This is a genomic window from Gluconobacter thailandicus F149-1 = NBRC 100600, from assembly GCF_000964465.1.
Classification (GTDB): Bacteria; Pseudomonadota; Alphaproteobacteria; order Acetobacterales; family Acetobacteraceae; genus Gluconobacter; species Gluconobacter thailandicus.
The window spans coordinates 33503-45806 of sequence record NZ_BANH01000001.1; the positions used below are offsets into that span (position 1 = coordinate 33503).

The 12304-nt window shown below is 54.6% G+C and carries 9 protein-coding genes and 2 tRNA genes; 6 read left to right on the forward strand and 5 right to left on the reverse strand.

The window, feature by feature from the left end; genetic code table 11:
- The first annotated feature begins 9 nt into the window (after window positions 1–9).
- Entirely contained in the window at window positions 10–1884 is a 1875-nt protein-coding gene (locus B7444_RS00175; RefSeq protein ID WP_007281931.1) for a hypothetical protein, read from the forward strand.
- Here B7444_RS00175 and B7444_RS00180 read toward each other — a convergent pair.
- A complete protein-coding gene (locus tag B7444_RS00180; protein ID WP_231502972.1) occupies window positions 1866–2990 on the reverse strand; it encodes an acyltransferase family protein in 1125 nt (374 codons plus the stop codon). The genes B7444_RS00175 and B7444_RS00180 overlap by 19 nt on opposite strands.
- Window positions 2991–3112: 122 nt before the next feature.
- Here B7444_RS00180 and B7444_RS00185 point away from each other — a divergent pair.
- From B7444_RS00185 to B7444_RS00195, 3 genes are all read left to right on the forward strand, one after another.
- A tRNA-Val gene (locus B7444_RS00185) sits at window positions 3113–3187 on the forward strand.
- A gap of 257 nt (window positions 3188–3444) precedes the next feature.
- Window positions 3445–3666, forward strand: a complete 222-nt coding sequence (locus tag B7444_RS00190; RefSeq protein WP_224777792.1) for a hypothetical protein — start codon at window positions 3445–3447, stop codon at window positions 3664–3666.
- A 275-nt stretch (window positions 3667–3941) separates the two neighbouring features.
- Window positions 3942–4556: a YitT family protein gene (locus tag B7444_RS00195; RefSeq protein WP_007281934.1), complete on the forward strand. Its 615-nt coding sequence runs from the start codon at window positions 3942–3944 to the stop codon at window positions 4554–4556.
- A 17-nt stretch (window positions 4557–4573) separates the two neighbouring features.
- Here the strand turns inward: B7444_RS00195 and B7444_RS00200 are convergent, their stop codons facing one another.
- Window positions 4574–6019, reverse strand: a complete 1446-nt coding sequence (locus tag B7444_RS00200) for a sensor domain-containing diguanylate cyclase (protein WP_007281935.1) — start codon at window positions 6017–6019, stop codon at window positions 4574–4576.
- A 384-nt stretch (window positions 6020–6403) separates the two neighbouring features.
- Between B7444_RS00200 and B7444_RS00205 the strand changes: the two genes are divergently transcribed.
- Window positions 6404–7876 carry an MFS transporter gene (locus B7444_RS00205; protein ID WP_007281936.1) on the forward strand — a complete coding sequence of 491 codons (1473 nt, stop codon included), beginning with the start codon at window positions 6404–6406 and terminating at the stop codon, window positions 7874–7876.
- A 325-nt stretch (window positions 7877–8201) separates the two neighbouring features.
- Here the strand turns inward: B7444_RS00205 and B7444_RS00215 are convergent, their stop codons facing one another.
- From B7444_RS00215 to B7444_RS00225, 3 genes are all read right to left on the reverse strand, one after another.
- Complete coding sequence (locus B7444_RS00215; RefSeq protein ID WP_007281938.1) at window positions 8202–8801, reverse strand: nucleoside 2-deoxyribosyltransferase; 600 nt, start codon at window positions 8799–8801, stop codon at window positions 8202–8204.
- Window positions 8802–8866: 65 nt separating this feature from the next.
- Window positions 8867–10327, reverse strand: a complete 1461-nt coding sequence (gene xylB, locus B7444_RS00220) for a xylulokinase (protein ID WP_007281939.1) — start codon at window positions 10325–10327, stop codon at window positions 8867–8869.
- Between the two features lie 111 nt (window positions 10328–10438).
- Complete coding sequence (locus B7444_RS00225; protein WP_007281940.1) at window positions 10439–11320, reverse strand: N-formylglutamate amidohydrolase; 882 nt, start codon at window positions 11318–11320, stop codon at window positions 10439–10441.
- Window positions 11321–11397: 77 nt separating this feature from the next.
- Here B7444_RS00225 and B7444_RS00230 point away from each other — a divergent pair.
- A tRNA-Val gene (locus tag B7444_RS00230) sits at window positions 11398–11472 on the forward strand.
- Window positions 11473–12304: the final 832 nt, after the last annotated feature.

A 12304-nucleotide genomic window follows, 5' to 3' on the forward strand; every position in this document is an offset into this window, starting at 1 on the left:
GGGCCCTCTATGCTCGATATCCGCACGTTCGGTCCACAGGGTGGCAATGTGCTCTACAAGGCGCTGGCCCACCCGCTTGCCGCCGAAGCGCTGACGCGTATGGAGCAGGACTTCGCCGGGCAGAGTATCGCTCTTTATGATCCGGAAGATACGGTCCGGACGCTGGTGGCCCTTTATCCCGGCCTGCGCCCCTCCGTCGTTCTGGTTCACGATACGGAACAGGTCGGCCAGCCGGACGGGTTTGGCGGTGAGCGGAAAGCCCTCGTGGACCTGCCACATGTGGATGCGGACATTATCCTTGCGCTGTCTTTCGACGACGCAAAAATGCGGGGCCGCCTAGCGTCGCTTCTAAACGGTCGTGACCTTTATACCCTCGCTCCCGCACGCCTGCCGGACGACATGATCGTTCGTGGCCGGCCATATCTCGACAAGCTCAATTTCGCGACAAATTTCGCATTTTTCCGCGATGACGACCGCTTTTCCACGCGGATCGTGACAGCAAACTACTGGTCCAATTATGGGACACAGAACCTGCGATACTGGCTGCGTCTCTATGACGGAACAGGTCAGATCATCGCCCAGTGGGAACAGCCGGTTGAACATGCAGGCGCTGGCATCACCATCGACAGTGCGGATGTCCGCAAGCGCTTCGGTTTGCCTGCTTTCATGGGGCAGCTATTCATTCACGTCATCGGTGCCCGCGGACATGACGTCGTGAAATATGCGCTCGACATGTGGGGCAAGAACGGCGATCCGAGCCTCTCCGTCACACATGATGCCAACGCCTGGCCATCCGTGCGGTATGCGACACTTCCTGCTCCCGAAGCCGATGAAACCCTGACGGTCTGGGTTCAGAACAGCCACGCCACGACCATTCCGGCGGGTGCCATTACGTTCAATCCAATGGGCGTGGACGATCATCGGAGCGTAGATCATGCGATCGGGCCATTTGAGACAGTGGCCGTCAATGTCGGAGCCCTTTTCCCGGATCTGGCTTGGCCATCCCAGCTTGAAATGCGTTCAGGCCGTCATCTGGTACGGCCTCGCTATGAAATTGAGCAGCGTGGCCGGACGCGTATTGCTCATCTGAACGTTGAGCGGGACAATATTCGCCCAGACCCGGCTATCCGGAACTTCGCCCCATCGCTGGGCCGGGGATTCCTTCTACCATTCCCCATTCTGGACCCGGCAAAGTTCGAGAGCTTCGTTCAACCCAACCCAATGTCCGAAGCTCTGGAAACACTGCCTGTCCGGCTGGATATTTTCGACGAAACCGGTCAGCCCGTCGGCTCGCATTTCCTCGGCAATCTACCCCGCGATCATTCTACGGCGATTGCCCTTCATGACCTGACCGATCGTCCAGGCCACGCAGATCTTGTCTATGATTTCCGTGATGGCGGGGAGGCTGACGGCTGGCTTCACGCCCTGATGCGCTATCGCAACCGCAATACGGATCATGCCGCCGAAACCAGCTTTGGCGCCCACATCTTCAACACACTAATGACGTGGCGTTCCGAGCCACAGTCCTATTCCGGGCCACCGCCGGGCCTGACGACCCGACTGTTCCTCAAGCTCGGCCATGATGCACTGCGGAGTTTCTGCTGCCTGATTCATCCAGCCTCCATCGAAGGCACAAGCCCATCCGAGACGGTATTGCTGCTCTATGCCGCAGATGGGCATCTCATCGCTGAGACCACCATTCACATCCAGCCATCAGGCTCCTTCATGGTGCGTCCACACGAACTTTTCGAAGGCGCGCATCTGGAGCAGGCCGGTGTTGGCGGATATGTTCTGATCCGCGATCTGACGTGCAGATTGTTCGGCTATCACGGTCTCGAAAACGACGAGGGCGGCTTCTCCCTCGATCACATGTTCGGGTTCTGAACCAGCACCGTCCGCCGGAACCGGGAGGCCACTTCCCGGTCCAGCAGGAAGGCAACCGGGCGGGAGAAGAAACGGGACACGACTTCTCCCAGCCCCCAGATCAGCACCAGACAGATCGGATAGACGATCCAGCCCATGCTTTGTGGCCAATGGTTGTGTTTCCAGATCCGCACAGCGGCCATGACAACGAACATGTGGGTCAGATAGATTTCATAGGACAACTGCCCTATCCGGCGGACCCACCAGCTTCCTGAGCCTCCTTCAAAAGACCGCCAGCCGCAGGCCAGAACCAGCATGGCGATGCCGGCGTAGAAGATGGCGATCAGACCATTCGGCAGCAGGTGCCACAAGGACATCGGGCCCCCCATCTCCGCCAACATCATCAGTAAGCCGACAGCCCCCATGACAACCGGCCAGTGCCCTCGAGGCCGATAGTTGGCAGCGACGATTGCCATGAGCACACCCATTGCAATGGTTCCGACGCCAGTCAACGTCGCCTGTTCTCGCCAGATTTCGTTACCATGCAATGTTGCACGGTAGATCGGCGCGGTAATGGCGAGAGCAACAAGGAGCCCCACCCGAATGCGACTGTTCAGGCGACAGAAGAACGGGAAGAACAGATAGAACAACTCTTCAATCGAGAGCGACCAAAGCACGGTCCAGCCTGCCACGCTCCAGCCATGCCGTGCCTGCCAGACATTAAAGTACAGACCGAACGCAGCCATTGCCGCACCGGAAAAGGTCTGACCCGGCTTAACGAAGCGATAGTCCTCGAAACCGATATAATCAAGCAGCCCCAACACTGTGACCAGCGCCACAAGGCATGGCAGAATACGTGCGGCTCGATGAGCAATAAAGGGCAGGGGCTGGATCTGATCCAGCGACCCAAATCTCTGAATGACGCGCGATGCAATAAGGAAGCCCGACAGCACAAAAAAGATGCTGACAGCCTCACCACCATTATAATTCATGCCGACCAAAAGCCAGTGCGGCAGAACATTCCCTAGTACCGTATGAGCAAGGGGAATACGGATCCCGAGATGGTTGCCAAGCACGAGAAGGATTGCAGCACCGCGCATACAATCCAGAGCCGCATTCCGTTTCATTGCCATCCCCTGTCAGACAAAGTGTTTCTGAAGACGCAATGAGTTCAAAGAAAGGCGAGGGGATGGCGAAAAAAGCGTCTTGTCAGGGAGTTGGCCCACTGATAAAAGCCCGTCCATCGAATGGGCGCGTAGCTCAGCGGTAGAGCACTCCCTTCACACGGGAGGGGTCACAGGTTCAATCCCTGTCGTGCCCACCATTCGATCTTCCTGAAAATCTACAGCACTCTTCCAGAAATCCCAATTTCCGAGCTGTATCAATAGAAAACTTCAGGCCTTAAGTTGCTATAGATACAGAAATGTCTGTGGGCTGCATTATTACATATATTTGCAGACGCCCGCACAGAGGGCTCTTTTTAGGTATTTTTCTGCGTCTCTACGAGCTCGTTTCTTTTTGTTTCAATATTGCCATGATCTTACTGTTTCAATCCTGCGTTACGAACAGCAGGAGGGATATATGAACAAAATCATTAAAATTGGCACAGGCATCAGTCTGGCCCTCGCTCTGTCCGCATGCTGGGGGCCTGGTCCCGATGGTATGGGGCGCGGTGGACATCACGGTCATCATGGTGGTGGCCAGGGTGGCCCAGGCGGTTATAGCCAAGGTGGTGGCAGAGGCGGCGGCCCAGGCGGCAATATGGGCGGCATGGGCAACGGCGGCCCTGGAGGGAGAATGTGATTTGGGAACCCGGCTCAGGCCGGGTTTTCTTTTGCCTTGCCAGTAAGCGGTTCCGAGAATCGTAGCTTGCGTAGTCACGCCTTCTCAAACACCCGATCGCGGCATGTCAAAAGCAGCTTCAAGCAAGGCTGAGATGGCATTCTTGAAACAATATTTTCCTCTGATGAAAGAGGCTGGGCAGTGAGACCTAGCTGAACTATCTGGCTCGAATTCCCATAAATCTGCTCCACTGCGACAGACGGGAATTTTCTGATGAACGGCTGGATTTTCCGAATATGACTTCGCCATACGGGCCTGGCCTGCGCCATTCTCACGCAGAAGATGTCTACGCCTTTCTGATCGGCTGTTCCCTGATTGTCATGGGCCTGATGTGTCTTCACAAAGCAGGCCTGGTCACAGGGGGCGTGGCGGGCATTGCCCTGCTGCTGTCTTACCTGGTGCCCCTGACGCCCGGAAATCTTTTCACACTCATCAACATTCCATTTCTTCTGTTTGCCATCAGAGCGATGGGACCGCAGTTCGCGCTCAAGACAACCATTGCGAGCTTCGGCATCACGGCATTCGCCAGCGTGCTTCCAAGCGTTATGAACCTGTCATACGTTGAGCCGCTCTTTGCGGCCCTGTTCGGAGGGACAGTCATCGGCATGGGCATTCTGTCTCTGGCACGTCATCAGGCAGGCGTAGGTGGAACGGGCGTCATGACCCTCTGGCTCCAGAAAAGTCGGGGGATCAATGCAGGACGGGTCCAGATCATGATTGATGCTGCCATTGTGGCAACATCTGCTTTCTTCCTTCCCTGGGAAAAAGCATTGCTCTCCGCCCTTAGCGCTTTGGCCATGAGCAGCGTTCTGATGGTGTTTCACAGGCCGGGCCGTTATATTGGGCACTAGGCCGGAAACAATCGTCCTTAAAGGACTGCGGACGGATTCATTTTGCCTTGCCCGGACAAGAATGGCGAAAGTTCAACCCGATTTCGTCCGTTAGCCTTTGCCTGATAGAGAGCCGCGTCCGCCTGCGCCAAAAGAACACGAAGTCTCACATCATCCGCAAACGGATGGTATGCCAAACCGATGCTAACCGTCATCTGAATGAAAATGTCTTCATTCAGCGGAATGGATATTTTCTCGACAGCGAGCCTGATCTTTTCAGCAAAACAAACCGCCTCTTCCAAGGTCAGACCCGATAGGGTGAGAGCAAACTCTTCTCCTCCAAGACGCCCACAGATCTGCCCCTCCGAGAGGAGGCTAGACATCGCCTCTGCAACCGCCACCAGAGCACTGTCACCAATAAAATGCCCGTACGTGTCATTGATCCTTTTGAAGTGATCAATATCCAGCATGAGAATGGCAATACTTGGCGTATGACCCTGTTTTCCATTCTCAATAAAAGACAGGCTCTGCTCCAGATACGCCTGCCGGCTCAGAACTTTCGTCAGACTATCCCATGTAACTGACTGGTTAAGACGCTCTACAAGAGCTCGCTGCGTTGTCATAATGGCGGTTACGGTCAATGGTCCCAGAACCAGAAAAGATAACCCCAGGCGAAAAGAGACAATCACGCCTGTCCGCTGGTTCATCTGGTCAAAATGCAGAATTCCCGTTTCGACCATACCCATGACTGTTGCATTGAAAACAAGCACAATGAGACAAAGCGGCAGAACCGTATAGCTCAAGGCACACCACAAAAGTGCAGGAACCGGAAACGCTATGGCGCCAGGACCACCCGTAATGGCGGCAAGGCCCACTGAGGCGGCCAGGCTGCCTGCAGGGGCAATATTCACCTTCCAGATATTAAAAATACTGCGCCAGTGAGAGAGACGCTGTTTGGAAAACCATTCCCAGCCGGCAAAACACACAGGCAGAAGAACAAGATGTCGATTGAGTTCACTGCTGAACCACAGGATGAAGCGGCTCCACGCCGTACTCCCGGGAATGGGCTTGGAAAGACCCGTTCCGACCAAGGCAGATGCTCCCGCCGCACCACTACAGATAAGCAGAAGGTAAAGAACAGACTTAGGACCGATAAGCCCTTCATTGTCCCGCTTCAAAGCCTTGAAGAGTATATAGCCGACACCCACACCCGCCAGATTGGCAGCTCCAAGCCAGACATTGATTATAAGGGTGTCATTCATCACCCAGCCTGCCAGAAAATAGCCGGTACAGGCCCCAAGCCAGCCAGACGCTCTGGCAAATCGGGAATAGGTAATCATGAGCCAGAGAAGCAGGGCATTAGCAGGCCATATCTGCGCAAGCTGACCAAAGTGTCTGGAATAAATGCCTGTTACTGCTGCAAAAAACACAACCCCCGCAACGACAAGTGCAGGAAAGTAATTTTTTGCGATACGGGAAAACATATGATTCCGGATTATTCCTGGGATGGCGAGTAACAGACCCAGTAAAATCTGCCTCAGTAACTTGCTCTAAAACCTTAAAATATTAACAAATCCTGAATAAGGATTCTCTCGTGCTTTATGGTAATTCAAGACGAAACAAAGACCTAAGAAGTAAATCGTAACAAACAGTGCATAATTTCATAAGGCCTGTATAGCCAGATGCAAAGACATATTCCGTTTTCTTTTGCTCCACCTAATCAGGAGCTGACTGAACGGATACATATCACTCCAAATGTAATCAAGAAAATGTGAGCGTCGTAAACCTGTTTTTGCCACGGCAACGTCAAACTCCCTGCGTTTCCTACAGCACCTCTAAAGCTCAAAACGGGCAAAAAGGAGACGGCCTTGCAGAAACATGTCCAGGACTTCCATTCTTCCATCCGGGCATTCCAGGATGGGAAACCACTGGAAACGGATATTTCTGCACGACTGGACCGACTACCCTGGTCCCGGTTCCATATGCTCATCGTCATTGCTCTGGGCATCACCTGGGTCCTTGACGGGCTTGAAGTAACCGTTGTTGGCTCACTCGGACCCTCACTCCAAAGAGCAGATACTCTTCACCTCAGCGCAGAAGGAGTAGGTCTTGCATCTTCTGCCTATGTGACAGGCGCCGTACTCGGTGCTCTTGTCTTCGGGTGGATGACTGATCGCCTGGGACGCAAACAGATCTTCTTCCTTACCCTTGGATTGTATGTGCTCGGTGTGGGTGCGTCTGCCTGTGCGTGGGGTACAGTCAGTTTTGCTCTGTCCCGTATGGTGACTGGCCTTGGCATCGGGGGAGAATATGCTGCGATCAACTCTGCCATTGATGAGCTTGTACCCGCGCGTCTACGTGGCCGCGTGGATCTCATGGTCAATGGAACATTCTGGGCAGGAGCCGCCCTCGGGGCTTTAGGGTCTATTGCTCTTCTGAACAACAGCCTTCTTCCTGTTTCCATAGCGTGGCGGGTATCCTTCGCCATCGGAGCCATGCTGGGTATTGTCATTCTTTTCCTGCGGGCATTTGTTCCTGAAAGTCCCCGCTGGCTGATGACACATGGTCGCATACAGGAGGCAAACGCTATCGTTTCGAGAATGGAGGCCCATTCCCCAGGGCTGGAGAGCAACAGCGTACTTCCGAAAGTCCTCATCTATCCGGCAGGTGTTTTCATGCCGTTGGATATGATCCGGATCATGCTACAGGATTATCGGGGCAGAACGTTTTATGTTCTCGTCCTGATGATCGCGCAGGCGTTTCTCTATAATGCGGTCTTCTTCACCTATGGCATGGTTCTGACCAACTACCTCTCCGTACCTACGGGGCATGTCGGCTGGTATATCCTGCCTCTGGCGCTTGGAAACCTTCTGGGGCCCTTCCTCCTGGCACGCTGGTTCGACACGATCGGGCGCCGTCGCATGATTGGAACCAGCTACGCAATCTCGGGGGTGCTCATGATTGTCGTCGCCTTGGCCATGCACGCCCATATGCTGACTGCGCTAACCCAAACACTGGGCTGGAGTGCAGTGTTCTTTTTCGCCTCAGCCGCAGCGTCTTCTGCCTACCTGACTGCCAGCGAGCTTTTCCCGCTGGAAATGCGCGCTTTCGCTATCGCCGTTTTCTATGCCTTGGGTACACTCTTCGGAGGAGCGGCGGCACCAGTCCTCTTTGGATACCTGATCGAGACGGGCAACATTGATTCCGTCGTGGCAGGTTATGCGTTTGCAGCGGTTCTCATGCTCGGCGCAAGTATTGTCGCCTGGATCTTTGGCATCGATGCCGAGAACAAATCCCTTGAAGAAGTGGCTCCGCCACTGTCGAGCTTTCGATCAAACTGACAACAGAGGGCTGTCACCATCCTCCGGCCGGGCTGCCTGGAGACGAATTTCGCAGCCCGTTTCTCACCCCCGAACCTGCGCCAAAGCCGGAGCTCATCGACATGGAGCCGTGCACTTTTCCGCTCTTTGAAAGGGTCGAGAAATCGTTTGCTCCCGAATGATCGCCTTTGACTGGCCTCAAAAGATCTGCCCGAGTGTCTGGCCTCTTGTGATCCGCACAGGCAGACAGACCCAGTATCGCAACCAGCATCAAACCGTAAGAACGCACCCCAAAATCCTCCATGCAAAAGCAAGGACCTGTTTTTAACAGAATGGATGAGGCGCCTTAACGGCCCAGACGCTCGGAGAGACGTTTTGCCGCCTTTCGAAACGCTTCATAAAAGTCGGCATCGACTGAAATTTCGCCACCGGAAAATCCAATGAACCCGTCAATCATGCCATTCTGATACAGACCTTCGGAGTGAGCCAGCATCCCATCCGGGTCTTCCATGCTACCCGAGGCCGGGGCTCCATCTTCACTCCGGGCCCGTAGAGGTTCCCGCCAGGCATCGCGCCAATACGCTTCGACTTTTTCAGGATAGAGGCGTCCATCCACGGTGTAGCCCTCCATAGGCTTACCCAGGCCGTGCATGTAGCCAATTTCAACCGCAGTGCCGGGGTCCATGTCAGCCGAACGGCGGAAAGGGTCGACGCAGAACAATCCTGCCTCACACTGATCCATCAGTTCCCGATCTGCACGAACGAACGCCAGAATAGTGTCACGCCCTGGCGGCATGAGCTTCGCCTCTGCCTGCCCATCAAATGGAGCAACCCCCTCAAGCCCGACCTCAGCACAAATGACCTTCAGGCGATCAAAGAGAGCCAAGGCGTTCGGGCGAAAGACCAGATCACCAGCCAGATAAACGGAAGGAAGTTTTGCCTGCATAAGACCGGCCCTTACCATGCCAGCGTCGCAGGCAAAACATCTTCTTTCAAACCTGAGTTTCGCGCTCAAGCATCCTGAATATCACGGAGTGCCGGATAGATACGACGATAACGGCTATAAGCCTTTTTGTAGGCAACCTGCAGTTCCGGGTCAGGATCAGTGGCGGAAATCCGCTCAGGCGCCGTGCACACGCTCTCCACGCTTTCACCCGTTGCCGCAATTCGGGCCAAACGTGCGGCACCAAACGCACCTCCATGTTCCCCATGCGCAAGACTATGCAGCCGCAATCCGAGAACTGAAGCAAGAACGGAGATCCAGAACGGACTACGCGATCCGCCGCCAATCACATCCGCCTCCGTGATCAAGGAGCCAGAAGCAATCAGTCCTTCCAGAGCATCACGGAAAGAAAACGCCACACCTTCAAGAACAGCCTGCGTCAGTTCCGCGCGGCTCGTATCGTGAGACAACCCGATAAATCCGCCCCGAATGGTTCCGTCATTGTGAGGCGTTCTTTCACCCGACAGATAGGGAGCAAAAAGCACTGACGAAGGACGGGCAGGGCGCTCTGGCAGTTCGGCCAAAAGTTCACGCTCTGTCACGCCACATACCTTTGCCCACCACGCGAGGGATGCTGCTGCAGAAAGCGTAACCCCCATCTGATGCCAGGTTTTCGGTACAGCATGGCAAAAAGCATGAATGGCGGACTGATGTTCAGCCCTGAACTCATTCGTCGTCACCCAAACAACGCCAGACGTTCCCAGAGAAATAAAGGCATCGCCGTTGCGGATTGCCCCCAGCCCCACTGCTCCGGCCGCGTTGTCTCCAGCACTTCCAGCAAAAACAGGCGGGGACGCCATGCCCCAACGGTTTGTAAGGTTTTTACTCAGATACCCGGCGGGAGCCGTACCTTCACAGAGCGCAGGCATGTTCGCCAGCGTCAGACCGGTCGCCTTCAATGCTTCAGCCGACCATGCGCGTTTTCCGACATCGAGCCAGAGCGTGCCGGATGCGTCCGACATGTCCTCGATCATCTCGCCAGTCATCCGATAGCGTAGCCATGCTTTCGGAAGCAGAACATGCCTGATCCGTGCGAAAATTTCAGGCTCGTGCCGGGCAATCCAAAGGAGCTTTGGAGCGGTAAAGCCCGGCATGGCAATATTGCCTGTCACTTCGCGACTGAGCGGAAACCGCTCTTCAAAAAGCGCGCATTCCGCTTCTGCACGGGTGTCATTCCAGAGAATGCAGGGCCGCAGAACATGCCCCGACGTGTCTACCAGAACCGCGCCGTGCTGCTGGCCAGAGAGACCAATGCCCCGGATCGCTGCGACAGCTTCAGGGTGCTGACTTTGCAGCACGTCAATGGCGCGACAGGTTGCTTTCCACCAGTCCTCCGGATCCTGCTCGCTCCATCCCGCATGAGGTCGGCTAACCGTAAGGCTTTCCGTGTGGGACGCGACTTCCCGCTGGTTTTCATCCACCAGCAGAGCCTTGATTCCGGATGTCCCAACGTCAATTCCCAGAAACATGCACTTGTCCAAACTCAGATTCAAAACCATCACCTTAGGGCACATTTCCCAAAAGCACTCACCGCAAATTTAAGTGACTATTCCAGCGGACAAAAGGCCATAAAAAAGCCATCAGGACAGTGATGAGACCTGTGATGAAATCGCGGAATACAGGCGTTCTTCAGCAAAACACGCCAGTGTCTCCAGCAAGCCGGACATATCGTTCTGAACCTGCTGGAAACCCCGCGATGGCTGTAAGGTCGCTGCGTTCAGATAGCGTGAGCGACAGATCTCCAGTTGAAAGGCATGTATCCCTTCTGCTGGATGGCCATAATGACTTGTGATGTAACCACCTGCATAAGGGACATTCCGGCGAACCTCATATCCAAGTTGAAGCAGATAATGCTCCACAGCCTCTGTAAGATCCGGAGAGCAGGATTTTCCATGCACATCTCCAATCACCATATCGCATGCACGCGCCTGGGGAAGGCGAGGCATGGAGTGTGCTTCCAGCAAAATCACCACACCAAACTGCTGCCTCAACCCTTCCAACAACTGATTGAGGGCTTCATGATAGGGAAGCCATCCCAACTGCAACCGCCGATGAACCTCTTCCGCAGGAAGACAGTGAGTATAGATCGGGCGGCTTTGGGAAGCACATCGCGGAATGACACCAAATCCTGCTCTGACTTTCGCACTTCGCAATAACCCTTCATTCAAAAGGGCGGGGCGAAACATACCTGAGTCCAGTTCCCGGCAATCCCTGTTCACATCGCACCAGACGCGCGGAAATTCTGTTGTAAGCAACGTCCCTCCCATTTCGGGAGCGCGCTCAAACAGTCGATCAACAAACCTGTCTTCCGTCTGTTGAAGCTCCCTTAAAGACAGCCGGGTCGTCTCCAGAAAATCAGGAAAATATTTTTCTCCGGAATGAGGAGAAGAAACCACGATCGGGACGGCGGTTTTCTGAGGTTTTTTAATGATAACAGCAGGATAGGGGGAAAGGGTCGTCATAACCTCAATGCATTTTTTTCATTTTGGGGGGTTGTCACCCCGAGCTGATACAGCTAAACACCGCCTCACCGGATCGGGGGCGCATAGCTCAGCGGTAGAGCACTACCTTGACATGGTAGGGGTCACAGGTTCAATCCCTGTTGCGCCCACCACCCGATCCGGTCAGAATTTCCCTAAGAAATCTTAGTCAATCAAGCGACTTCGACCTTGCGTATCATCGGTCATCGCTGTGAGCAGGCTGCCGCTAAGTGTCGTTTTCGACCGAATAGTGTCGCGACTCACCGGTAAAATCCGTGCAGAAATTGAGTTCTGCCCGAATTGTTTCTCGCTTGCACGGGATTTGATGCGTGCCGTAGGATTCTTGGGCTGCAACAGCGTGGATGGAGATGCGACTGTGGGGTGCCTTCCTAAGCCTTAAAACATTAAGGTAGTAGGCCAAGCATCTTGCGAGAGATGTATGCCTGTTGACCCAAAGCCGGATGCGGAGAGGGGGAAGGCAGCCGGTGAGAAATCACCCACTTCTGCATCCGTTCCATCAAGCCGCGCCAGCACGCCATCCTCAGGCGCAGACTTGTTTGCCTGAGCCTGCGCCATCGCTTTGACCTTCTCAGTGATTACCTTTGCGCTATCAGTCGCGGCCTCTGCCATGGTTACGGACGCGTTTTTTTCCGGGCCGGTACGAGAACCAGATCAGCCAGGCCAACAAAGGTGAGAGCAATGACGCCCCCGCCGATGTAAACGTGCTGGCTCAAGCAGTCGCAACCGTTTCGGTTTTTCCCTCCAGCACCGTGACGAGGGAAGCGATATTGCCAGCCAGACCGACGAGAGCTGCCTGGACTTCTACCGTATCGCAGTTCCTTAAACGGCTTACCGACAGGCTTTTTGCGCTGTTGTATCAGCACTGTCCTTCATAGGCCAAACCTATCATCCGGCCCCGACCAGCACAAGCACAAGCACAAGCACAAGCACAAGCACAAGCACAAG